Source organism: Niallia sp. Marseille-Q9988, from assembly GCF_976954375.1.
Window position 1 is genome coordinate 29333 of record NZ_CDRJSZ010000011.1, and the last position, 23829, is coordinate 53161.

Genomic DNA, 23829 nt, shown 5'->3' on the forward strand with positions numbered 1-23829 from the left:
TTTTAGTTTAAATTTAAAATATTCTTTTATTTTAAGCAAACAGATATCTCAATTTCGAAAAAACATTTACCAAAAGCAATTTACTTGTTATTCTCTAAAAATATAGTATAGTTATATTCTCCATATGGAAGCAATTAAAGGGGAAATGTTGATTGAGTCAAGTTTTTGTGGGAGTTTTTTTTAGCTCCCTTTTTATAAAGTAAAACTTCTAATTTTGTATCCGTTTTCTAAATGTTTTCTTTCATCAAAATTTCGTTTTTTTCTTTTTTAAAAACCTTTTAATCCCTGTAAGGCAAAGTGAACGGGTTTTCCAATCGCTTGATTTAAGTATGGTATGTTCTGACGCACGGTTTCTGTTACTAATTTTGTGGGTATTTTTCTTTTCGGTCGATGTTCTTTCTTTGATGTATTTAGGCTTTTTTCTTTTTCCCATTTCCCATATATCGTTTGGATGGATAGGTCATCCTTCAATCCAATCCACAAGCGCGCCATGCTCATGACCCCTTTTTTGCTCCATGCTCTTCCATTTTTTAATCGTTTGGCTAATTGATTCATCATCGCCTCTGCACTTCCCATTGGACGATACGCTGTCGTGTCCACACCTTTTTCCTGTAACCAACTACGGTAATCTTTTATGGTTTCCTGATGATGCGTTAAAAAGCCGAGGAAATGCTCTAGTTTTTCTTCTTCTTCTGGTGTATCCATTGTTCCTACTGCGCTATTCAACTCTAGAAGTAATGTTTCTACCTGGTAGTTTTTTAACGCTCTTTTCATGTAGCGGTATCGAGGATGGCTCTTCATTAGTTGCTTCATCGAACGAGCGACATGAAAACGATCCATGGTGAAAAAGGCGCGTTCCCGAAAATACTCTCGACATGCCGTTATCCAGCCTGCTCCATCGCCATTAATAATAAGCAAGGTTTGGGTAGGATCATACGCATAATGATTCTGTAAGAACGTTTCAAAGGCTTCCCAAAAGGGTTCTTTTCCTTCATAAAGAAAATGCCTTTTATTTCGGAGCCTGACTCGCTTTCCGTTTTCTTTCCATCCCTCGTGTACAGCGGCGAATTTCAACTCCCATCCACGCTTTTTCTTTTCTTGGCTCTTCACATATAATCCATCTACTTCGACGAACAATACCTTTTGAAAAGGGCGTTTTTCCTTAGCGGGAAGTACGTTTGTTTGAAGAAGATGTTGCCGTAATGCTTCATGGCTCATCGCCGAATAGCCTAAAAATTGTTCGAACGTTTCCACCGCCTTTCGATAGGAGGAGCCATTCGTCGCTAGTTCTAACCCCCATTCTTCTAGTAGTGGACTAAATCCCTTATTCCCCTGAAACTGTAAATAGTGATCTAATAGACAAATATATTTTTTGGTCACACGATCGAAATAATAATTACGCTTCAGCTCCACAGCTCCAAACGCTGTATCTACTCGTATTTCTCGTTTATCTCGTAAAGCAAATCTTCTTTTGTCTCGTTGCTGAGCAATCTCTTGATCCCAATTTTCTAATGTTTGAACAAGAATTTCTTGAAACGTCATTTGTAGTGTTCGAAATAAAGTTTTTTCCAATTCTTTTAATGATGGCATTTTTGTGTTACATTGATTCATGAGAGCCTCTCCTTTTCGTAGTTTTCTAGTCAAATTCTACTTTACAAAAGGAAGCTCTCTTTTTTAATGCTTAATTTTTTCCAGCTACCGCGCTCTCGCTTGGTGGCCTTTTTGTCTAGTTGGGGGACTCGTCCCCCAACTAGACAAAAAGGATATTTATTCTCCCACAAACATTTTACTCATACGGAAATGTTGATGAAACAAGTATATAGTGATTTCATTCAATTTCGTGGAAATCATTATGATTTTGGATATATGCAAGGACAATTATTGAAGGAATCTCCTATTTTGCCTAATCGAATAAAGCATTGGACATCAAAGCGGAAACGTTATTTTACCATAAATGAAAAAGAATCCATCCAGCTTCTTAATAAGTTTATTCCGGGAATGCTAGCAGAAATCAATGGCCTAGCAGACGCTCTCCACTGGAAACTCGAAGATGCATTAAGGGAATTTGGTGGCCATTACGTCGAATATGCAAGAAGTGGCTGTTCGATCTTAGCAGGATCGAATTACTTAATTAGAAACTATGATAGTCATCCTGGTTCATACGAAGGGCGTTACATGATATATCAGCCAACTGATACGGGTTATGCTGTTATTGGTCCATCTATGCAAATAACTGGAAGAATCGATGGCATGAATGAAAAAGGTCTAGTGATGGGCTATAATTTTATTAATCGAGTTGGTTCTGGGGATGGTTTTATATGTAATATGATTGGTCGAATAATCTTAGAAACATGTGCAAATGTGGAAGAATCAATTGCTTTATTAAAGGAAATTCCTCATCGAACTTCTTTTAGCTATGTATTATTAGACAATTGTGGAGAAGCATACGTGGTAGAAGCAACTCCAAGGTCAGTTATTGCTAGAAAATCGAATATAAGTACCAATCATTTCGAAATCTTAAAGGAAGAAAACCAATATCAAATGGATGACTCCATAAGAAGAAAGCAGATAATAGAAGGACAACAAGGCAGTTATTCCAATGTATATGAAGCTTTTCGCATATTGAATGATAAGGATAAAGAAGTGTTTTCAAATAAGTATAATGCTTGGTCTGGAACGCTTCACACCGCAGCATATCTCCCTCATGAGAAAAAAGCATGGTTTGCGATTGGTAGTGATCGAATGCCTCTAATCATTGATTTGGATTCCTTTTTGAAGGGAGAAAAACTAAATTTAAAAAGAATTAAAGGACAGCTTGAATTTGATACTCCTTTTATTAATATGGAGATATTATAATAGTTTGAATAGATAAAGGGAGCTAATTATGGATTAACCATAACTAACTCCCTTTTTTAGCTTTGTTAAAACACGTAAGTAGTAAGAATCGTTCGTTTCCTTATATTCTTGTATCAGATATAGCATTTCTGATTCTTTCTAATGATTGATTTGCAATATTTTTATTTAAAATCATCACATTTACATATAATGCATCAATTAAACTAAGCTGACCAATTCTTGAAGATAAAGCTTCCGAACGGTATTCCGTTTCCTCAGAGCTTGTGAATAGAGCTACATCTGAATTCTGACCGATTGGTGATCTGGGATACCCAGTAATTCCAATGGTTTTAGCACCATTACTTTTAGCTGTTTTCATTATGCTAATAGTATCTTTGTTAGTACCAGAGTGTGAAATAATGACAGCGACGTCCTGTTCTGATAGTTGAGAAGAAGACATTAGCTGAAAATGAGAGTCTATGAATGAAAACGCTTTAATTCCAGTTCGTACAAATTTATGGAAAGCATCCATTGCAATAACAGCTGAACCACCTGTACCATAAAACTCTACTCGTTTTGCATGTAATAATAATTCAACTGCTTTTTGAATAGAATGGCCGTTTAGTATTTCCAATGTATTTTCAAGTGTTCGTACATTGGATTTAAATACTTTTTCAGTAACGGTTTTGACACTATCATTTTCGCTAATTTCCTCATGAATTTGCTGAATTGGTTCAATTACTTCAGAAGCTAAAGCTATTTTCATTGCTTGATAGCCTTTAAAACCAATCCGCTTACAGAACCGAAAAACCGTTGCGTCCGCAACGCCTAAATCTTCTGCTAATTCATTGATGGTGGAATGAATGATTTTTTCAGGATTCTCAAGAATGTAATCAGCGATTTTTTTTTCTTTTTCACTTAGTCTAGCGTAATAGGAACGAATTTTCCCAAGACAATTTTGCGCCATAGACTTCTATCCTTTCCAAATTAATATAGTTGTAGTATAACACAATTAGTCTCTTGAAAAAATTTTTCTTATTATAACATTTTTTTTCGAAAAATATTCGTAAAGGGGTATTATTTTCGAAAAAAATTTCGTATAATAATTTATATAGAGAAATATTTTTTCAAAAGGAGAGAATAACGAATGAACATCGGTCTTATTGGTTTAGGAAAAATGGGATATAACTTAGCTTTAAATATGGTGGATCATAAGTATAGTGTAACAGCTTTTGATATAAATGAAAGCGCTGTAAAAGAAATTTCTCATAAAAATGTAACAGGAGTAAATACAATTGAGGATTTAGTGAAAAATCTGCCTACACCAAGAGTAATTTGGCTAATGGTTCCTGCCGGAGAAGTGACAGAAAATGTGTTGTGCGAAGTAAAGAAGTATGTGGAAACAGGGGATATTATTATTGATGGTGGTAATTCTCATTATAAAGACTCGAAAAGAAGAGGGCTTGATTTAGAAGAACTTGGCGTTTTCTATTTAGATGTTGGTACAAGTGGCGGTGTAGACGGGGCTCGAAATGGCGCTTGTATGATGATTGGCGGCAATAAAGAAATATTTGATAAGGTTGAAGAATTGTTTAAGGATTTATGTGTGGAAAATGGCTATACGTATGCTGGTGTATCTGGAAGCGGCCATTTTCTGAAAATGGTTCATAATGGAATTGAGTATGGCATGATGCAATCCATTGCAGAAGGTTTTGAGCTACTGGAAAAAAGTGAGTATGATTTTGATAACGAAGGTGTGGCAAAGGTTTGGAATAACGGTTCTGTCATTCGTTCTTGGTTAATGGAATTAACGCAAAATGCTTTTTCTAAAGATCCAAAGCTTGAAGGTATTAAAGGTGTAATGCATTCTTCTGGTGAAGGAAAATGGACACTGGAAACAGCATTAGATTTACAAACGGCTATGCCAGTTACAGCATTATCTTTAATGATGCGCTATCGTTCATTAGATGAAGATACATTTTCAGGTAAAGTTGTTGCGTCTTTACGAAATGAATTTGGCGGCCATAGTGTAGAATCTAAATAAAACGAAAAGTCCTTTAGCAAGTATGTTTTGCTGAAGGACTTTTTTGAAAAAATGGACAACTAGAACAGACTAAAAAGAGCAGCCATTGACAGGAAATTATCTTTAATTGCAAGTATCATGGAGGTGAGATTCATATGAAAATAAACCAGAACTAAAAGTTGGAGGTACTAGTTATGAAGAAATTTGAGGTGAAGATAGTTCAAATTAGAGAAGATAGTTCTTTTAATATTGGGATGAAAACAGGACAGCACATACTGGATAGTTCTCTTGTTCCGATGTGGAATAAGATTTTCGAGCATGACATTGACTATAAAAATATGCGCTCCATATTTTCATCCTATACTCCCCATCTACTAGAAGAGTTGGAAGGACTAGCACAAGGATTGGGAATTTCATCTATTAGAGCTGCATCCATGTTTAGTGGTTATGATGTTCCAAAGATAGATGCGATGGGGTGCACGGCTATACTTACAGATCAATATTATGTTAGGAACTATGATTTTTCCCCCGATTTTTATGATGGTATTTTTAGTTTAGTCCAATCAAAGACAGCACTTGCCACAGCAGGATATAATCTCCAAATTTTAGGGAGACACGATGGAGCTAATCAGGAAGGATTAGTAATGGGACTAAACTTTGTAAGTTATAATGGATATACAAAAGGTATTTCACCTTGGACAGCAATCAGGATGGCATTGGATACTTGCTCCACAGTCGATGATGCATTTGCTCTGCTAAAAGAATTACCGCATTCAGCGTGTTATAATTTTTCCTTGGGTGATAAAAAAGGCAACATTGCGGTTATTGAAGCAACCCCGGAAAAAATTTGTATCAGAAATGATGATTCCCTTTTATCATGTGTTAATCATTTTCAAACGCAGGAACTCCAAGAAAAAAATAGATTATCTATTGATGGTTCGATCAAAAGAAATAATTATTTACAATCATTTTATGGAGATAAACTAACACAAGACGAGATGTTTAAAATTTTCGCAAATAAACGCTCCCCTGTATTTTTTACAGATTATGAAAACCTATTTGGAACACTTCATACCTTTTCCTATTCCTTTAATAAATCGAGAATTATTACTTCTATAGCTCAAGGGAAGGAAGCTTTGGATTTTAATTTTAATAATTGGGTGAATGGGAAAGATATTGCCAGCAATAAAATGACTGGTTTAATCGAGAAAAGTAATTCGTTTAAATGATGTATGCTAGTTAATGTCTAAAACCTTGATATATAAGGGATAAGGCTTTTTTATTTATATCGTAATTAAGTTTAAGAAGGATTAATCTAGAAGTTGACGGGTAGTTCAATTAAAAAGAAGGGACTCATAACTATCGGAGTTTAGTGGATTAGCAATGAAACTATTAATTGAAGATCTTTAATTTTCAACAATAGATTGAATTATACCCGTATTATTAATGAATAAAATATGGGAGTAGAAGAGAAAGACACATAAACGAACTAGCACATGGAACCTCATAAGGATATTGTGCCTTTTTTTAGGTGAGTAGCATGTAAAAAAACGGCAAAATGATTGGAGGTCCGAGCGTTTTGCCATGTCATTTGGTGTACAAATAATATTGTAAGAGAAAAGACTACAATGTAATCTTTTCTCCCAGTTCCTTTAGCTACTTACTAACTGTAGACATCTTTTTCAAAGGTTATTTCACCCATTTATTTTGAAACGATGCGATTGCATCATATTCTTGCTCTAATGCTCGAGATATACGGATATAAATAGCTGTTAAATCTTGATAAATGTCAACATTTTCTTGAATTGGCTGATGGGAATGTGTACTACCGACTAATTGTTTCATAATGGAAAAGTCGTCAATTTCCCCTAATGCATACATGCCTAAAACGATAGCACCAAGACAAGAGCTTTCAAAGCTTTCTGGAACGACTACTTCTTGATCAAAAATATCTGCCATCATTTGTCTCCATAGTTCAGAACGGGCAAATCCACCTGTTGCTTGAATTTGCTTTGGTGCTCCAATAACTTCTTGAAGGGCAAGCATAACCGTATAAAGATTTAAGATAACTCCCTCTAATACAGCTCTTACCATATGTTCTTTTTTATGATGTAATCCGAGTCCAAAGAAAGATCCTCTTGCATTGGAATTCCACAAAGGCGCTCTTTCTCCAGCTAGATATGGATGGAATAATAAACCATCCGCACCAGGTGTGACCCGGGAAGCAATCTTTGTTAAAACTTCATATGGATCAATTCCAAGTCTTTTTGCCGTTTCAACTTCCGAAGAGGCCAATTCATCACGAACCCAACGGAAAGTCATTCCACCATTATTAACAGGTCCGCCAACTACCCAGTGATCTTCTGTTAAGCAATAGCAAAAGATTCTTCCTTTAGGATCTGTGACTGGTTTATCGGTTACAGTCCGAATCGCTCCGCTTGTACCAATTGTCACTGCAACTACACCAGGGTCAATAGCATTTACTCCCAGATTAGAAAGAACACCATCACTTGCCCCAACAACAAATGGAGTTTCTGCAGGAATTCCAATCTCTTTAGCATATTTATCCTTAAGCCCTGTTAAATAATGAGTAGTAGGAACTGGCTTCGCCAACTGCTCAGGAGTTACACCAGCAACTTCTAAAGCTTCCTGATCCCAATTTAACTGTTCAAGATTAAACATTCCAGTCGCAGAAGCAATAGAATAATCGATAACAAACTCATCAAATAAGCGATAGAATATATATTCCTTTATGCCAATAAATTTAGTTGCTTTTGTAAAAATGTCTGGTTGATCATTTCTTAGCCATGTTAATTTGGCTAAAGGAGACATAGGGTGAATTGGTGTTCCCGTTCTGCGATATATGTCTAAGCCATTATGCTCCTCTTTGATTTTTTTCGCCCAAGTAGAAGCACGGCTATCTGCCCACGTAATACAGCGTGTTAATGGTTTTCCATTTTCGCCTAATGCAATAACGCTATGCATGGCAGAGCTGAAGGAAACTAATTTTAGGTTCTTTGCATCCACTTTGGCTTTTTGAATAGCTGTACTCATTGTTTCTAATACAGCCTGAAAAATTTGTTCAGGATCCTGTTCGGCAATTGCAGGTGCAGGGCTGTGTAGTGGATATTCTACATGATGCATGCTTAAGACTTTGCCAGCTTCAGCAAATAGAACAGATTTTGTACTTGTTGTGCCAATGTCTACACCTAAATATAGGGATGTTGAACTCATTATAAAAACTCCTTTATATGGAAAAGTGTAAAAAATATTTCATAGAAAACATTTTATATAGAAAAAAATTTCTTTATCTATATTTTAAAGGATATATATTAATTTTGAAACTGTTTTCATGTATTATTTTAAATTAATTTGCTTTCCTTTAGAGGCTGGTTGAATTTGATTGTCTATATATAAGGGTTAGCTATACATTTTTGCTCTAAATAGTGTAAAAACAAAGCAAAAATATGCTAAGATGAAACCATCCTAAGTGTAAGGAGCTGTTTGAATGAATAACGAAATGGAAACGATGTATGAGACTATTTATAATCAAATACTCCATTATCAAAACCAACTGGAAGCAATTTTATGTCAAAATTCGGATACATTGCAAGAAGAGGAGCAAGAACAGTTTAATCGAATGTCTATTGCTCTCCAAGCTTCAAAAGATATTCTGGAAAATATGCTAACACCAGGGAAGAAACTGAACTTCATTTATGAAAAAGGAATGTTCAGCCTGGAAATGTTTGATGAAAAATAAGTATTAAAGAAGAATATCTTCGCTTGGACGAATATTCTTCTTTCGAAATTCTCCAGGTGTCATGCCCGTTGATTTTCGAAACACCTTCGTAAAATAGTTTGCATTTGCAAAGCCTACCTGAACGGAAATATCCTCAATGGAATATTTGGTTTGATATAATAGCTCTGCCCCTTTTATTATCCGGATATTTGTTAAGTATTGGATAGGTGTAATCCCAAGCACTTTTTTAAATAAACGGGTAAAATGGAAGCGGGAAAGTTTGGCTGCCTCAGCCATATCATCAGGACCAATTGGTTTATCATAGTGATTTTGCGCAAATAATGTTGCATTTAATATACTTTCAGGCAATGGAATGTCTCCCATATTCTTCTTGTATTGATACACTTCCATTATAAAGGAATAAGCAAGACTAGATGCTTGGTACGCATTCGTTATATTCTTCTCATTTGCTAATTGATAAATGTGAAGAAGCTGCTGTATGGGTCTAGAATCAGAAGCTAATTGGATAATGAATTGATTATTCTCTGTGAAGGAATGCCAGCATTTTTTTACCGATTCCCCATATAAAGTAATAAAAATGAATTCCCATTGCTCGCTATTTTGTGGTAGATAATATCTGTATTCCTCTGAAATATCAATCAGAAATGCTTTTCCAGCGGTTAATCGATGATCTTTTCCTCCAACTTCAATTGCTCCCATTCCAGAAATAGTATATTGGAAAATATACATGCTATCCTCTTTACGCTTTTTTCCTTTCCAATTATAAAGATAAGATGTTTGATTTTCCCATCCAATCGACCAAATTTGGGCAACCTCTTTTGTAATTTTTTCCGTAAATCTGTATGCAAATACATTATTATCTTTTTTAGGCAATGAGAAAGCCCCTTTCTAAGTCGAGATAACATAGGTAGATACTTGCCTGTATAGATGAATGGTAATTTGAGCTAATATTAATTTTATCAGAAATTTTTCTGCTGAATAGCAAAATATTACCCTTTTCCCTTTCTTATTTTACCATTGAGAGAGAACGGTTTGAAGCATAAAATAAAAATGTAAACGGTTCAATAAATTATTGATAACGAGAGGGAAAATAATCGTTCATATATAAAGGAGAGACACAAATGGCAAATAACCTATATACAACTTTTACTGATATTTTTAACGAAGGGGAAACAAGAATACGTACTTTTTTTGCACCAGGACGTGTGAATTTAATAGGAGAACATACAGATTATAATGGAGGGCATGTCTTTCCTTGTGCCTTATCCATTGGAACAACAGCAATTGTTCGAAAAAGATATGATAGAATGATTCACTTCTATTCTACCAATTTTTCCAATTTAGGTGTGATAAAGATATCCTTAGATAATCTAGTCTACGATCAAGGAGATGATTGGGCGAATTACCCAAAAGGAGTTATTGCAATACTTGCACAACATGGATATAAACTAGATTCTGGATTTGATGTTTTATATGAAGGAGCAATACCAAATGGTGCGGGCCTATCGTCCTCTGCTTCTATTGAAGTAGTAACAGCTATCATGATAAATGAGCTCTACTCTTTTGCGATTGATCGAATTTCGCTAGTGAAAATGTGTCAGCAGGCAGAGAATGAGTTTATTGGTGTAAGCTGTGGCATCATGGATCAATTCGCAATTGGAATGGGAAAAGAAAAACATGCCATTTTACTAGATTGCGATACGCTTGATTATACCTACAGTCCACTCGATTTAGAGGATGCGTCGCTAATTATTGCAAATACCAATAAGCGCAGGGGGCTTGCTGATTCTAAATATAATGAGAGACGAGGGGAATGTGAGAGAGCACTAAAAGACTTGCAAGAAGAGCTAGATATTCGTTCGCTTGGAGAGTTAACTAAGGAGGAATTTGATGCAAATGCTCATTTCATTAAGCAAGATATTGATCGATTAAGAGCAAAGCATGCTGTATATGAAAATGCCAGAACAATTATGGCGGTAAAGAAACTACAAGAAGGCGATATTGCGGGATTTGGACAATTGATGAACGCATCCCATGTCTCCTTAAGGGATGATTATGAAGTTACTGGGAAAGAATTGGATGCTTTAGTGGAGGCAGCATGGGAACAAGAAGGTGTCATAGGTTCTCGTATGACAGGTGCAGGCTTTGGTGGTTGTACAATCAGCATTGTGAACAACAAATATATTGATGCCTTCATCGAAACGGTAGGGGCGAAATACGAGGAGCAGACAGGATTAAAGGCAGACTTTTATGTTGTTCAAGTTGGTGATGGTGCAAAAGAAATGGTGGAAGAATAGAAGCTAATAATAAGAGGAGGAGTAAGAAATGGCAATTCTAGTATGTGGTGGTGCTGGGTATATTGGAAGTCATATGGTGTCTGAACTATTAGACAGAGGGGAAGAAGTAGTTGTTGTCGATAATCTCCAAACAGGACATAAAGCAGCCGTATTAGAAAATGCAGCACTTTATATTGGTGATTTGCGAGATGCACAATTCCTAGATGCTGTGTTTAAGAAACATTCGATTGATGCGGTTGTCCATTTTGCTGCCGACTCCTTAGTAGGAGAAAGTGTAAACAATCCATTGAAGTACTATGACAATAATGTATATGGTGCGATGTCGCTTTTAAAGGCAATGCAGTCAAATGGTGTGAAGAAAATGGTATTCTCGTCAACTGCTGCAACGTATGGGGAAGCGAAGAATTTTCCGATACAAGAAAGTGATCCTACTACTCCGACGAATCCATATGGTGAGACAAAGCTTGCGATTGAGAAAATGTTAAAGTGGACGGAAGAGGCGTATGGGATTCATTTTGTTGCTCTAAGATACTTTAATGTTGCAGGAGCACATATGGATGGTAAATTAGGAGAAGATCATTTTCCTGAAACACATCTGATTCCGATTATTTTACAAGTGGCATTAGGAAGTAGAGAAGCAATTAGCATCTTTGGCGATGATTATGATACGCATGACGGAACATGTATAAGAGATTATATTCATGTCACTGATTTAGCGAATGCTCATATACTTGCTTTGGATAAATTGGAAAAAGAGGGGACAAGTGGGATATACAATTTAGGTAGCGGAACTGGATTTACTGTGAAAGAGGTAATGGAAGCAGCAAGAAAGGTAACCGGCCATCCTATCCCAACTGTGCTTGCACCTAGAAGAGCAGGAGATCCTGCCCGATTAGTTGCTTCTTCAGAAAAGGCAAAAGAAGAATTAGGCTGGAATCCACAGTATACTTCTTTAGAAAAAATGATTGGTAGTGCATGGAGATGGTTCCAGGAAAATCCAGAAGGCTATCAAGATAGATAATGGGGAATGACTAAGAAGAAAGGAGCAATAGTAGATGACAACAACTATTTATCATCATGTAGAACAATTGCTTCATTATGGACTAAAATCAGGGTTATTAAATAAATGGGATATAGATGTAGTACGAAATAAATTACTCGAAATACTAGAATTGGATGATTTTGTTCCATCTGAAAAAAATGAAGTAGCAGATACAGATTTGCGAATTATTTTAGATGAAATTTTAGATTGGGCAGCAGAAAATAATCGCTTACTAGAGTCGACGATTACCTACCGCGATTTATTGGATACAAAATTAATGGGTTGCTTTGTTCCATTGCCATCTGAAATAAATAATAGATTTGAAAGGCTTTATAAAGAAAAGGGAGCAGAGCAAGCAACGAGCTGGTTTTATGATTTTTCGAAAAAGGTGGATTATATCCGAACCGATCGAATTGCCAAAAATGAAGAATGGCTGGCACAAACGGGTTATGGGGATTTAGAGATTACGATTAATTTATCAAAACCAGAGAAAGATCCGAAAGAAATTGCAGCTGCCAAAAAAGTAAAGCAAGGCTCCTATCCAAAATGTTTGCTATGTAAAGAAAATGCTGGTTATGCGGGAAGAGTAAATCATCCTGCAAGACAAAATCATCGCATTATACCTGTAACGTTAGAAGAGGAACAGTGGTTTCTGCAGTTTTCGCCATATGTGTATTACAAGGAACATGCTATATGTTTTTCCGAGAAGCATGAACCAATGACAATTTCTAAACATACATTTGCTAGATTACTAGGCTTTGTCAAACAATACCCTCATTATTTTATAGGTTCCAATGCAGACCTACCAATTGTTGGAGGATCGATTTTGACCCATGAGCATTTTCAAGGAGGATTTCATGAATTTCCGATGGCAAAGGCGGAAGTAGAAACAGCGTTTACAATGGACCGGTTTCCTTCTATTCAAGCAGGTATTGTCAAATGGCCGATGTCTGTTCTTCGATTACAAGGAACAGATAGACAAGAATTAGTAGAGGCATCTGATTATATATTAAAACAATGGATGGGTTATAGTGATGAAACGGTAGATATTATTGCATACACAGCAGATACTCGCCATAACACGATTACACCGATTGCTAGAATGCGAAATGGATTCTTTGAAATAGACTTAGTGCTCCGCAATAACCGCACATGTGAAGAGCATCCACATGGCATCTTTCATCCACATGAGGAAGTCCATGCAATTAAACAGGAAAATATCGGTCTCATTGAAGTGATGGGCTTAGCAGTCTTGCCAGGTCGCTTAAAAGAAGAGATGAGCATGCTTGCAGACAAAATTTTACAAGCAGATTTCGAAGTGAACATCAAAGACGAGCCTGCTATTATAAAACATCTAAATTGGGCAAAGGTTGTTAAAGAAAAAAATCCGCAAATGACAAGAAAAAATGTACACTCCATCTTACAAAAAGAAATAGGGATAGTGTTTGAGACCATTTTGCATCATGCAGGTGTATTTAAAAGAGATGACAAAGGAAAGAAAGCATTTCAACGATTTGTAGCAACATTGCAAAAAACAAAGTGAAAATAATGGACTATTTCCTTCCCGTTTTTAAAGAAGGAAATTAGAATTTTGGATAGTCGCCCGCTCGCCTGATGGAAAGCGAGTGGACGACTAGGATCAAACTAATTTTGTCTATCCAAGAACCTTTAACGCCAAATGATTATGAATCGTTTTGTAAAAATGATGCTTATCTGTTTGGCGTTTTTTTAGCCTAAGTTTTGGATTGGGAATATGCAACTGTACTTTATGATAATCTCGATACGATAAATAAATGGTATAGACTGATTTCCTAAAAGAAGCAAAGAATGCTTCAGGTATCATAATTCTTTTTAAAGCTCCTTCATATGGTTCAATCTGAAAGAAATACTGTCTATGCATATTATTTCGGTCACGGAAAAGTATCTGTTCCATGTCTTCCGGGTAATCGCCGGCTATACCAATATCGAACCGGAAGAAACCATTCGTATATTCACAATTTACTAATTCTGCATACATGGGAACTTTAATATAGTTATAGGGCTGACTTAAAGGGGTTGCCCAATAAGCTGTACCTTTTTTTACAATATGTTTTTTGTTTTTTTCTTGGTTCATCCATTTAAATAATGTTTCAATATCTTTATAGCGCTTTTGCTGAAATAATTGATAACAAACAACATTATAAGGATGATGAAAATGATCGCTGATTTCATAATCAAAGGAAGAAGTCGTACGTAATATTTTTTTCATGGTTGCTATATATGCTTTTCTTTTTAAAAATTCATCTATTTTTCCCTTAAATGTTTGAGTGTTCTCGTTTCCTAGCGTATGATATCGATTCATAAAACCATTAAAGCAATCAAATTCATAAAGTCGATTAAAAATCATTTTCTTTAATTCTGCATCCATCTCCTTCTTTTTAAAATAGTGAATGACTTTTCTATTACAATGCATTTTATTTAAAACATTTGTTTGCTTAGTCAAAGACTCATTATTTTCATCTAAACGATTTAAATAATAAATAATCGCTTTCGTGGTCGAGATTTTCTTGCAATTCGTTAGTAATTCCATGAAAAATTGCTTGTCCTCCGCATATTTCATCTCAGGGAATTTAATTTGATTATCTTTAACAATACTGGCTTTCATTAATCTTGCTCTCGGTCCTAAATGATGAAAAATATGTGGGATACTCGTTGGGGGAATACTTCTCCTTTCTTTCCAAGATTCATGTTCTGCTACAATGGCACTTTTATTGGAAGTAACTCTAATTGTTTTTCCCACTACATAGTCATCATCTGTTTCATTTAATACACTATAAAGCTTTTCTAAGCCAGTTTTTTCAAACCAATCATCCGCATCTAAAAAAGTTAGATAGGGGGCAGTTGAAAGTTCGATTCCCAAATTTCTAGGATAAGCAGGGGTACCGCTGTTTTTTGCAAGAAAGGCGAGTTTAATATTGGGATGTTCTTTAACGAACGTTTTTAAGATAGAACGAGTCTGATCTTTAGAGCCATCGTCAACAATTATATATTCAATCTGCGGCATAATAGATTGATTTAAAACAGATTCAATTGTATGCTTGATTGTTTTTTCATTATTATATACGGGTGTAATGACAGAGATAAGGGGCTGATTTAAATAGTTTTCACTTTGATATAAATCAAAGTTATATTTATTTTTGTGAAGAGATGATATCTTTTTCATTGGTTTCCCTACCTTCATATTAACCTAAAAGAAACTCCTACTAGCAATCATTATGAATCAACAAGCAGGAGAGTATACGTCTAAATAGAAAAAGTAGTTAATACGTTTGTATTATTATCCTGTATAATAAAGGTAGAAAAGAAAAGGGACCAAAGTGAAACTAGCTAGATGTAATCAAGTACATAAGTGTAATAAAATGAAAGGGCTCTCTATAGTATTAATTGGAAAAGTAAGGGGATTAATTAATAAGGTTTGTAAGAGATAAGGAGGTTTATTGGTGACAACAATTGGGGATATTGCAAGACTTGCAGGTGTAGCGAAAAGTACGGTATCTCGTTATTTAAATGATGGTTCTGTAAGTGAAGCAACAAAACGGAAAATACAGCATATTATTAAAGAAACGGGCTATTCGCCTAATGCATTTGCTCAAAGCTTAAAGGCAAAGAAACCAAATATTATTGGGACTATTGTTCCTAGATTAGATTCATATGCTTCTTCGCGCACCTTAATTGGAATAGATGAAGAATTAAAGACCATGAATTATCAAATGCTTATTTCTCATTCCAATCTAGATTTAGAACGAGAAATTGAAAATATTCACTCATTAGTAAGGCAAAAGGTTGCAGGGATTATTTTATTAGCGACGGAAATAACGGACCGTCACTTATCGATAATAAAGGAAGTAGATATTCCTGTGCTAATAGTCGGTCAACAGCATAAGGAGATTCATAGTTTAATTCATAATGATTATGAAGCAGCCTATGAAGTGGGGAAATATATTCTATCTCAGGGACATAAAAGAATTGCATTTCTTGGAGTCAATGAAAAAAATGTTGCGGTAGGAATTGATCGAAAAAAAGGTTTTAAAAAAAGTTTGGAGGATATAGCAGATATAGATGTAAGATTTTTTGAAATAAATAGAAATAATGTAGAAGCGTCTTCCGTTGTTTATGACATAATGAATACATTCTGTCCTAGTATCATTATTTGTGCTACAGATAATCTTGCAATCGGTGCAATGAAAGCGGTTTATTCGATGGGGATTTCTATTCCGAATGATCTATCCATTACTGGTTTTGGAGGATACGAAATGACAGAAATGATTCATCCTGGCTTAACCACTGCTAAGTTTTTTTATGAAGATGCTGGAAACCTTGCCGCTAGGAAGATGCTTAGTCTAATAAGAGGAGAGGATACCCCATTGAAAACAGTATCTGGTTTTGAAATCATTTATAGGGAAAGTGTAAGGCAGGTTTAGGAATGCCTATCGTTCAGGTAAGCTGTATGAATATAATAAGGATAAAATAGGTGATAACAGCTGAAGTTTGCAACATTATGCTTCGGCGGTTATCCTTTTAAGAACAAATGAAGGTTGACTCGGGAAAAAGAAATAAATTATAATTCATTATGAAAGCGATTACTGATCAGTGTGTTTATTAAAAATAAAAAAAGTTTGTTAAATTTCCTGACAAGTTTAGCGATTTCTAGGCATACTTTTAGTAGTATATGTGATAATGATAAAGGAACGGAATAACTGGTCTAGACATCTAGATATATAGTTGATGAATCAATTTTAGAAGGGATTAATGAAATCATGATAACAGATGAACAACAGGAATTAGTTTTAAAAAACTTATGCATTTACACAGAATCAGGCATTTTTCCAAAAGGGTATATGGTAATAAAGGGTGGAAAAATCGATACGATAGGTTTAATGGAATCCTTTCATGAAGAAGACTGGAGTAATATGCGAATAATAGATTTCCCTATGGGGATGAATTTAATTCCAGGATTCATTGATATCCATATCCATGGAGCAAATGATGCAGATGCGATGGATGGGTCATGGAATGCCTTAGAAAGAATGGCCGATACTTTACCAAAGGAAGGGACAACAAGCTTTTTAGCAACGACAATGACGCAAGATGCAGAAAGTATCGAAAAGGCGCTGTCTACTATTGCTCAGTATCTCGGATCTGCTAATCAAACTGGAAAAGCAGAAATAATCGGAATTCATTTGGAAGGTCCGTTTATCTCAGAAAAAAGAGTAGGGGCGCAGCCAATCCAGTCTGTTAAAAAGCCTGATGTAGCCCTTTTTAAAAAATGGCAAAGACTAGCCCAAAATCACATCAAGCTTGTTACAATGGCACCTGAGGAAGATGAAAACTTCGAACTTGTTCGCTATTTAAAGGGTGAAAATATTGTCCCATCAATGGGGCATTCAGATGCTGTTTACGATCAAGTACTATCAAGCATTCAAGCGGGAGTTAATCATGTTACACATCTTTTTAATGGCATGAGAGGCCTCCATCATCGTGATCCTGGAGTTGCAGGTGCAGCTTTGCTTCATTCAGAGTTAGTGGCAGAAATGATTGTTGATGGTGTACATATTCATCCAGAAATCGTTAAGCTTGCTTTTTTCCAAAAGGGTGTTGATCATATCATTCTAATTACAGATAGTATGCGTGCCAAATGGCTTGACGATGGTATTTCCTCATTAGGCGGACAAAAGGTAATTGTGAAGGATGGGAAGGCTTTATTGGAAAATGGTGCCCTTGCTGGAAGTACCCTAAAAATGAATGATGCTATCAATAATATGATGAATTTCACAGGATGTACATTGCAGGATGTAGTAAAGATGGCTTCTTATAATCCAGCTAAGCAAATAGGAATTTTAGATAGAAAAGGAAGTATTGCAAAAGGCAAGGATGCAGATTTAGTCGTATTAGATGAAAATAATCAAGTTGCATTAACAATTTGCAATGGACAAATCGTTTATTCAAATGGAGGAGTAACAGCATGAAACTAATTGAAGTACAAAATTATGATGAAATGAGCAAATTAGCTGCGGAAATAATTATTGAGCAAGTCCAAACGAAGACAAATAGTGTTTTAGGACTTGCAACTGGTGGTACTCCGGTAGGTATGTATCAATATTTAATGAAGGATTTCACCCAAAATAAAACTTCCTATGAGCAAGTAATTACACTCAATTTAGATGAATATATTGGGTTGGAAAAGGACAATCCACAAAGCTATAGCTATTTTATGAAAGAGCAATTATTTAACCATATTAATATTCCAGAAAATCAAACATACTTGCCATCTGCCAAAAGTGTTCACGATGAAGAGGCAGGTAGAAATTATGAAAAGCTTATTGAAACAGTAGGTGGAATAGATATGCAAATTTTAGGAATTGGAGAAAATGGGCATATCGGTTTTAATGAGCCGGGGACTTCTTTTTCTTCTACTACAGGTATTGTAAAACTAGCTGACTCTACAAGAGAAGCAAATGCACGCTATTTTACTAAAATGGAAGACGTGCCAACACATGCCATCTCTATGGGGATATCCACCATCATGAAAAGTCGACAAATCGTGTTACTTGTTTCCGGAGTGAAAAAAGCTCCAATTTTAAATCAGTTATTCCAAACAGATGTGAACGAGAATCTACCTGCATCTATTTTGAAAAAACATCCGGATGTTACGGTAATTGCTGATCAGGAAGCACTTTCGATTTTAAAAGAAAAAAAAGGGAGTGTGTTTAGTTGATTATAAAAGATTCGCATATCCCCATTTATTATCAATTAGAGATGGAAATAAAAGAAATCATTAAAGAATTAACACCAGGGGATCCGATTAGTTCAGAACGGGAATTTTCGGAAAAGTACGGGATCAGCAGGATGACGGTACGTCAAGCAATAAATAATTTAGTAGCAGAAGGTGTTCTTGTTCGTCAAAGAGGAAAAGGAACTTTTGTTGCTACTCCTAAAGTAGAACAGGAGCTTTCTGGGCTGACAAGTTTTTCAGAAGATATGCGTTCAAGAGGACTAACTCCGAAAACAAAAATTTTAGATTTTAAGACGATACCTTGTCCAAGAGGGGTTGCTTCTAAATTAAGGATAGAAGAGGAAGAGATGGTCTATGAGTTTAGTCGCTTGCGAATAGCAGATGAAATTCCTATGGCACTTGAAACCTCGTATATTCCGACAGCTTTGATTAAAGAGCTTCAGGAAGAAACTTTGCATGGTTCTATTTATGAGTATGTGGAAAAGACTTTACAATTAAAGATTAGTCATGCCACCCAGACAATAGAGTCAACCTTGTCTCAAAAAAATGAAAGTATACCTCTTGGGATTAAAGAAGGAGCACCTGCATTATTGATGGAACGATATAGTTATTTGGAAAATGGTACGCCTTTTGAATATGTTAAATCTATTTATCGTGGCGATCGTTATAAATTTGTGATTGATATGAAGAGGTCCCAATCATGAAGAAGCATAGAACGACAGAAACCAGTAATGAAAAAAGCCTGTTATTAGATGAATGGAGTTCTTTTGAAATTGTTCAGTTTATGAACCAAGAAGATGGCGGAATTACAAATGCGGTAAAAGAAGCATTGCCAATGATTGCCTTAGCTGTTGATGGAATTGTAGACCGATGGAAGCTTGGCGGGAGAATTTTTGTGATTGGTGCAGGTACTAGCGGAAGGTTAGGAGTAGTAGACGCTGTTGAGCTTGTTCCTACTTTTTCGATTGAAGAGGATCGCTGGATAGGAATCTTAGCAGGTGGTTATGAGGCGATGTGGACCTCTTTAGAAGAGACAGAAGATGACGAACAGCTTATACAATCAACCTTAGAAGATTATAATTTTTCAGCGAGAGATGTATTAATTGGTGTGACCGCTAGTGGGTCCACCCCGTTTGTCCTTGCAGCCATTCATTATGGAAATGAAAGAAATGGATTGACAATCGGGATAAGCAATAATGAAAGTACAATGCTCTCCTCTATTTGTGATTATGGAATTGAAGCAATAACAGGTCCAGAAGTTATTAGAGGATCGACACGTTTAAAAGCGGGAACAGCTCAAAAAATGGTGTTGAATATGCTATCAACCGCATCAATGGTGAGAGTAGGGAAGGTATACCGCAATGAAATGGTAGATATGAAGCTCATTAATAATAAGCTTGTATATCGGGCTGTACAAACATTGATGAATGCGACAGATCTTAGTGAGGCAGATGCTGCAAGAATACTAAAAGAGAATGATCATAATTTGAAAGTATCTATTTTTCGTGTTTTAACAGGTGGAACAAAGGAGGATTCGCTTCATTATCTTGGTGAAGCTGACGGGCATATTAAGCATGCTATTCAATTGTATTATCAAAAAAATTAGAGAATGACTATTTAAAGGAGGGATGCCTAAAAAGAGACAGTAATAGAGAGATTTTATCTTATAAAACAGCAGTAGTTGGTGGCATTATTTTAACTTATTTAATTATTTTTAGGGGGAAGTTAAATGAAATCATACTTACAAAAGCTCGGGCGTGCATTAATGCTGCCAGTGGCTGTTTTACCAGCAGCAGCGTTATTAATGGGTATTGGTTATGCAATTGATCCAAGTGGATGGGGAGCCGAAAGCCCAATTGCATCCTTTTTTATTAAAGCTGGTTCGTCCATATTAGATAATATAGCAATCTTATTTGCAATAGGAGTTGCGCTAGGGTTATCAAAAGATAAAGATGGCGCATCCGCTATGAGTGGTTTAGTTTCCTATTTGGTTGTGAAAACTTTGCTATCTCCTGCTTCTGTAGCAATGTTACAAGGGATTCCTGTAGAAGAGGTGAACTTGGCTTTCTCTAAAATTGAAAATGCATTTATCGGTATATTAGCAGGTGCTGTTGCTGCAGCTTTGTATAATCGTTTTAGTAAGACACAGCTCCCAACAGCATTTGCCTTCTTTAGCGGAAAAAGGCTTGTTCCTATACTTAGTGCTGTTTCGATGCTAATCATTTCCGTCATTTTATTATTTGTTTGGCCAGCAATTTTTTCAGGACTTGTTTCTTTTGGTGAAGCAATTAGTAAGCTTGGAGCAGTTGGTGCTGGTATATATGGTTTCTTTAACCGACTACTTATTCCAACAGGGTTGCATCATGCCTTAAATGCTGTATTCTGGTTTGATATTGCAGGAATTAACGATATTAATAATTTCTGGTCTAATAATGGGGTAAAAGGTGTAACTGGTATGTATCAAGCGGGCTTCTTCCCAGTGATGATGTTTGGACTTCCAGCAGCAGCGCTTGCTATGTATCATACTGCAAAAACAAAAAGAAAAAAACAAGTGGCTTCCTTGATGCTTGCAGCAGGGGTAGCAGCGTTTATAACAGGAGTTACAGAACCAATTGAATTTGCATTTATGTTTGCAGCACCTGCCCTTTATGTAGTTCATGCAGCATTAACAGGTCTCTCTCTTTTTATTGCCGCAAGTTTTCATTGGACAGCAGGCTTCGGATTTAGTGGTGGATTTATTGATTTCTTCTTAAGTTCACGTTTGCCGCTAGCAAATAATCCATATATGCTAATGGTTCAAGGACTAGTATTTGCCGTTATCTACTATACATTATTCCGTTTTCTTATTACTAAATTTAATTTTAAAACACCTGGAAGAGAAGATGATGAGTTAGTGAATGAATCATTAGATCAGGTTGCAGTGACTACAGATAATAAATTTGCTGTGATGGCTTCTGAAATTTATAAAGGTCTTGGTGGCGACAATAATGTCACTTCTGTTGATAATTGTGTAACACGTTTACGGGTTGAAGTGAAGGACATGGATGCTGTTGATCAACAGAAAATTAAAGCAACCGGTGTACCAGGGATCAATATAGTGGGAAAAACAAGCATTCAAGTAATTGTAGGAACACAAGTTCAATTTGTTGCAGATGAGATTGAAAAGATTAGAGAGTAATAAACATTAGAAGGTGAAACAGCCCTAGTTGAAAATAATAGTCTAAAGAAGAATCTTCTAATGGAAATTCAAATGCGGTGGTCCCTCTTTTTTAGGACTACCGCATTTTTTGTAGACTTAAGAAAACTGAGAAATTAGCAGGTTTAACTGTCGGTTATCTAGAATCACCATAGATAGGAAAATACATTAAATGTTGAATATAAAAGTGGAAGGAGCGAGCCATTATGTCGTCTATTGATATTAATTGTGATTTAGGAGAAAGCTATGGTACTTATCGTATTGGGAATGATGAAGGGATTATACCATTTGTGACAAGTGTTAATATTGCCTGTGGCTTTCATGCTGGAGATCCAACGACCATGAGAAAAACGGTAAAACTTGCGCTTGAGAATAAAGTAGCGATTGGAGCACATCCAGGCTTTAATGATGTACTAGGCTTTGGAAGAAGAGAAATAAATATATCACCTAGTGAAATTTATGATCTTGTTGTTTATCAAATAGGGGCATTAGAGGCAATTGTGAAATCAGAAGGGGGAGCTATGCAGCACGTAAAACCCCATGGTGCATTATACAATATGGCAGCAAAGGATATCCACTTAGCAGAGGCTGTTGCTAAAGCTGTTTATAAGGTGAATCCTGAATATATCCTTTTTGGATTAGCGAATAGTGAAATAATCAGGGCAGGTAAACGATATGGCTTAAATGTTGCTAATGAGGTATTTGCAGATCGCACCTATCAGTCAGATGGTAGCTTAACTCCACGTACACAGGAACAAGCACTTATCCATGATCCAAATTATGCAGCAAAGCAAATACTTCATATGGTCAAGGAGAAAAAGATTGTCTCGGTTCAAGAAGAAGAGGTACCGATTCAAGCAGATACAATTTGTATTCACGGAGATTCAAATGAGGGCTTATCTATCGTAAAAACAATCAGAAAGACGCTCCTTCAGTCTAATATAAGCATTCAAAATTTCAAACAGTCGGAAGCAAAGCATTAATGCTTTGCTTCTCCTATAAAAGACTATGAATCTTTTGAGTTTTCCTAACAAAATAATAGTAGACGCAACGGTTTGATGGAAGAGAGCTAAAAAGAAATAGAAAAATAGCAGAATTTTAATGAAAAAAATGGGACTTTTATTACGATAAGATGTATAATATATTTCATTAATGTTACAAAAGTTGATTTGGTAACTATTTTGTAACAAATCTAATGGATAAACACTATCGAGATAGTAACAATTTAATGAGGAAGTTAAATGGATAAACAAATTTGTATGCATTAAATTATTTATTGCTCTCATTAATTTAAATGAAGATTTTTTTATTTGCTATCTTTCCATGGATTCACCGGTTTTGTTGGGAGTGGGAGAAATGGGTTCGATTGATGAGCTCTATAGACAATATAATCAAGAGTTAATTCATTTTTTAATATATTTAGGAGTAAAAAAAGAGGAGGCGGAGGATTTAGTTCAGGAAGTTTTTATAAGAGTTCTTAAAACAAAATGCTCCTTTAAAGGAGAAAGTAGTGAAAGAACTTGGTTATATACAATTGCAAAAAATATCGCTATCGATCATTTTCGAAAGCAAAAAAATTCTTATTCCTTTGATTGTGAAATTCCCATTCATATAAAAGATGAACAGGCACTTCCTGAGGAAATGGCACTATATAAAGAACAACTGGATTGGCTGAATCATTTACTAAAATGCTGTACGGTAGATCAAAAAAAGGTAATCTATTGTAGATATTTAAAAGACATGAGTATTGTAGAAACAGCATTAAATTTAGGATGGTCTGAAAGCAAGGTGAAGACAACACAGCATCGTGCCTTAAAATTACTTAAAAGAAGTCTAGTAAGTTCAAGAAACGCTGATGGAATTTCGATAGGAGGACATAAAGTAGAAATAGAGATTTAACTGAG

The 23829-nt window shown here is 35.6% G+C and carries 20 protein-coding genes; 15 read left to right on the top strand and 5 right to left on the bottom strand.

Going from position 1 to position 23829, the window contains the following annotated elements; all coding sequences use genetic code 11:
• Positions 1 to 267 precede the first annotated feature (267 nt).
• Positions 268 to 1611 carry an ISLre2 family transposase gene (locus ACWNMZ_RS18780; RefSeq protein WP_449598781.1) on the bottom strand — a complete coding sequence of 448 codons (1344 nt, stop codon included), beginning with the start codon at positions 1609 to 1611 and terminating at the stop codon, positions 268 to 270.
• 195 nt (positions 1612 to 1806) lie between these two features.
• Here ACWNMZ_RS18780 and ACWNMZ_RS18785 point away from each other — a divergent pair, with 195 nt between their 5' ends.
• Positions 1807 to 2856 carry a C45 family autoproteolytic acyltransferase/hydolase gene (locus ACWNMZ_RS18785; RefSeq protein WP_449598782.1) on the top strand — a complete coding sequence of 350 codons (1050 nt, stop codon included), beginning with the start codon at positions 1807 to 1809 and terminating at the stop codon, positions 2854 to 2856.
• A gap of 100 nt (positions 2857 to 2956) precedes the next feature.
• Here the strand turns inward: ACWNMZ_RS18785 and ACWNMZ_RS18790 are convergent, their stop codons facing one another.
• Complete coding sequence (locus ACWNMZ_RS18790; RefSeq protein ID WP_031536815.1) at positions 2957 to 3802, bottom strand: MurR/RpiR family transcriptional regulator; 846 nt, start codon at positions 3800 to 3802, stop codon at positions 2957 to 2959.
• A 180-nt stretch (positions 3803 to 3982) separates the two neighbouring features.
• Here ACWNMZ_RS18790 and gnd point away from each other — a divergent pair, with 180 nt between their 5' ends.
• Positions 3983 to 4879 carry a phosphogluconate dehydrogenase (NAD(+)-dependent, decarboxylating) gene (gene gnd, locus ACWNMZ_RS18795; protein ID WP_031536817.1) on the top strand — a complete coding sequence of 299 codons (897 nt, stop codon included), beginning with the start codon at positions 3983 to 3985 and terminating at the stop codon, positions 4877 to 4879.
• 173 nt (positions 4880 to 5052) lie between these two features.
• On the top strand, positions 5053 to 6087 hold the full coding sequence (locus ACWNMZ_RS18800; protein WP_031536818.1) for a C45 family autoproteolytic acyltransferase/hydolase: 1035 nt from the start codon (positions 5053 to 5055) through the stop codon (positions 6085 to 6087).
• Between the two features lie 460 nt (positions 6088 to 6547).
• Here ACWNMZ_RS18800 and gntK read toward each other — a convergent pair whose 3' ends face one another.
• On the bottom strand, positions 6548 to 8092 hold the full coding sequence (gene gntK, locus ACWNMZ_RS18805) for a gluconokinase (RefSeq protein ID WP_031536819.1): 1545 nt from the start codon (positions 8090 to 8092) through the stop codon (positions 6548 to 6550).
• A gap of 274 nt (positions 8093 to 8366) precedes the next feature.
• On the opposite strand from gntK, the gene ACWNMZ_RS18810 reads away from it, so the two are divergent.
• Positions 8367 to 8618 (top strand): hypothetical protein, encoded by a 252-nt coding sequence (locus ACWNMZ_RS18810; protein ID WP_031536820.1) that lies wholly within the window; start codon positions 8367 to 8369, stop codon positions 8616 to 8618.
• A 3-nt stretch (positions 8619 to 8621) separates the two neighbouring features.
• Here the strand turns inward: ACWNMZ_RS18810 and ACWNMZ_RS18815 are convergent, their stop codons facing one another.
• Positions 8622 to 9491 (bottom strand): AraC family transcriptional regulator, encoded by an 870-nt coding sequence (locus ACWNMZ_RS18815; RefSeq protein WP_031536821.1) that lies wholly within the window; start codon positions 9489 to 9491, stop codon positions 8622 to 8624.
• Positions 9492 to 9739: 248 nt separating this feature from the next.
• Here ACWNMZ_RS18815 and ACWNMZ_RS18820 point away from each other — a divergent pair, with 248 nt between their 5' ends.
• Genes ACWNMZ_RS18820 through galT form a run of 3 tightly spaced genes read left to right on the top strand, consistent with a single transcriptional unit; the run spans position 9740 to position 13500 of the window.
• On the top strand, positions 9740 to 10915 hold the full coding sequence (locus ACWNMZ_RS18820; protein ID WP_031536822.1) for a galactokinase: 1176 nt from the start codon (positions 9740 to 9742) through the stop codon (positions 10913 to 10915).
• Between the two features lie 28 nt (positions 10916 to 10943).
• Positions 10944 to 11936 (top strand): UDP-glucose 4-epimerase GalE, encoded by a 993-nt coding sequence (gene galE / locus ACWNMZ_RS18825; RefSeq protein ID WP_031536823.1) that lies wholly within the window; start codon positions 10944 to 10946, stop codon positions 11934 to 11936.
• A 34-nt stretch (positions 11937 to 11970) separates the two neighbouring features.
• Complete coding sequence (galT, locus tag ACWNMZ_RS18830; protein ID WP_031536824.1) at positions 11971 to 13500, top strand: UDP-glucose--hexose-1-phosphate uridylyltransferase; 1530 nt, start codon at positions 11971 to 11973, stop codon at positions 13498 to 13500.
• 111 nt (positions 13501 to 13611) lie between these two features.
• On the opposite strand, the gene ACWNMZ_RS18835 is transcribed toward galT, so the two are convergent.
• Positions 13612 to 15159 carry a glycosyltransferase family 2 protein gene (locus ACWNMZ_RS18835; protein WP_031536825.1) on the bottom strand — a complete coding sequence of 516 codons (1548 nt, stop codon included), beginning with the start codon at positions 15157 to 15159 and terminating at the stop codon, positions 13612 to 13614.
• Between the two features lie 277 nt (positions 15160 to 15436).
• Between ACWNMZ_RS18835 and ACWNMZ_RS18840 the strand changes: the two genes are divergently transcribed.
• From ACWNMZ_RS18840 to ACWNMZ_RS18875, 8 genes are all read left to right on the top strand, one after another.
• Positions 15437 to 16417, top strand: coding sequence for a LacI family DNA-binding transcriptional regulator (locus ACWNMZ_RS18840; protein ID WP_031536827.1), 981 nt, complete (start codon positions 15437 to 15439; stop codon positions 16415 to 16417).
• A 336-nt stretch (positions 16418 to 16753) separates the two neighbouring features.
• Positions 16754 to 17962: an N-acetylglucosamine-6-phosphate deacetylase gene (gene nagA / locus ACWNMZ_RS18845; RefSeq protein ID WP_031536828.1), complete on the top strand. Its 1209-nt coding sequence runs from the start codon at positions 16754 to 16756 to the stop codon at positions 17960 to 17962.
• Positions 17959 to 18711: a glucosamine-6-phosphate deaminase gene (gene nagB, locus ACWNMZ_RS18850; RefSeq protein WP_031536829.1), complete on the top strand. Its 753-nt coding sequence runs from the start codon at positions 17959 to 17961 to the stop codon at positions 18709 to 18711. The genes nagA and nagB overlap by 4 nt, the downstream gene beginning before the upstream one ends.
• Entirely contained in the window at positions 18708 to 19433 is a 726-nt protein-coding gene (locus tag ACWNMZ_RS18855) for a GntR family transcriptional regulator (RefSeq protein WP_031536830.1), read from the top strand. The genes nagB and ACWNMZ_RS18855 overlap by 4 nt, the downstream gene beginning before the upstream one ends.
• Positions 19430 to 20335: an N-acetylmuramic acid 6-phosphate etherase gene (murQ, locus tag ACWNMZ_RS18860; RefSeq protein ID WP_031536831.1), complete on the top strand. Its 906-nt coding sequence runs from the start codon at positions 19430 to 19432 to the stop codon at positions 20333 to 20335. The genes ACWNMZ_RS18855 and murQ overlap by 4 nt, the downstream gene beginning before the upstream one ends.
• Before the next feature lie 123 nt (positions 20336 to 20458).
• Positions 20459 to 21907 carry an N-acetylglucosamine-specific PTS transporter subunit IIBC gene (gene nagE / locus ACWNMZ_RS18865; protein ID WP_031536832.1) on the top strand — a complete coding sequence of 483 codons (1449 nt, stop codon included), beginning with the start codon at positions 20459 to 20461 and terminating at the stop codon, positions 21905 to 21907.
• Positions 21908 to 22131: 224 nt separating this feature from the next.
• On the top strand, positions 22132 to 22908 hold the full coding sequence (locus ACWNMZ_RS18870) for a LamB/YcsF family protein (protein WP_349205199.1): 777 nt from the start codon (positions 22132 to 22134) through the stop codon (positions 22906 to 22908).
• A gap of 373 nt (positions 22909 to 23281) precedes the next feature.
• On the top strand, positions 23282 to 23824 hold the full coding sequence (locus ACWNMZ_RS18875) for an RNA polymerase sigma factor (protein ID WP_349205200.1): 543 nt from the start codon (positions 23282 to 23284) through the stop codon (positions 23822 to 23824).
• Positions 23825 to 23829 lie beyond the last annotated feature (5 nt).

What these genes read in the sequence shown, in the direction of transcription:
- ACWNMZ_RS18780 (WP_449598781.1), bottom strand. Translation starts at nt 1,611, where the DNA reads ATGAATCAATGTAACACAAAAATGCCATCATTAAAAGAATTGGAAAAA.
- ACWNMZ_RS18785 (WP_449598782.1), top strand. Translation starts at nt 1,807, where the DNA reads ATGAAACAAGTATATAGTGATTTCATTCAATTTCGTGGAAATCATTAT.
- ACWNMZ_RS18790 (WP_031536815.1), bottom strand. Translation starts at nt 3,802, where the DNA reads ATGGCGCAAAATTGTCTTGGGAAAATTCGTTCCTATTACGCTAGACTA.
- gnd (WP_031536817.1), top strand. Translation starts at nt 3,983, where the DNA reads ATGAACATCGGTCTTATTGGTTTAGGAAAAATGGGATATAACTTAGCT.
- ACWNMZ_RS18800 (WP_031536818.1), top strand. Translation starts at nt 5,053, where the DNA reads ATGAAGAAATTTGAGGTGAAGATAGTTCAAATTAGAGAAGATAGTTCT.
- gntK (WP_031536819.1), bottom strand. Translation starts at nt 8,092, where the DNA reads ATGAGTTCAACATCCCTATATTTAGGTGTAGACATTGGCACAACAAGT.
- ACWNMZ_RS18810 (WP_031536820.1), top strand. Translation starts at nt 8,367, where the DNA reads ATGAATAACGAAATGGAAACGATGTATGAGACTATTTATAATCAAATA.
- ACWNMZ_RS18820 (WP_031536822.1), top strand. Translation starts at nt 9,740, where the DNA reads ATGGCAAATAACCTATATACAACTTTTACTGATATTTTTAACGAAGGG.
- galE (WP_031536823.1), top strand. Translation starts at nt 10,944, where the DNA reads ATGGCAATTCTAGTATGTGGTGGTGCTGGGTATATTGGAAGTCATATG.
- galT (WP_031536824.1), top strand. Translation starts at nt 11,971, where the DNA reads ATGACAACAACTATTTATCATCATGTAGAACAATTGCTTCATTATGGA.
- ACWNMZ_RS18835 (WP_031536825.1), bottom strand. Translation starts at nt 15,159, where the DNA reads ATGAAAAAGATATCATCTCTTCACAAAAATAAATATAACTTTGATTTA.
- nagA (WP_031536828.1), top strand. Translation starts at nt 16,754, where the DNA reads ATGATAACAGATGAACAACAGGAATTAGTTTTAAAAAACTTATGCATT.
- nagB (WP_031536829.1), top strand. Translation starts at nt 17,959, where the DNA reads ATGAAACTAATTGAAGTACAAAATTATGATGAAATGAGCAAATTAGCT.
- murQ (WP_031536831.1), top strand. Translation starts at nt 19,430, where the DNA reads ATGAAGAAGCATAGAACGACAGAAACCAGTAATGAAAAAAGCCTGTTA.
- nagE (WP_031536832.1), top strand. Translation starts at nt 20,459, where the DNA reads ATGAAATCATACTTACAAAAGCTCGGGCGTGCATTAATGCTGCCAGTG.
- ACWNMZ_RS18870 (WP_349205199.1), top strand. Translation starts at nt 22,132, where the DNA reads ATGTCGTCTATTGATATTAATTGTGATTTAGGAGAAAGCTATGGTACT.
- ACWNMZ_RS18875 (WP_349205200.1), top strand. Translation starts at nt 23,282, where the DNA reads ATGGGTTCGATTGATGAGCTCTATAGACAATATAATCAAGAGTTAATT.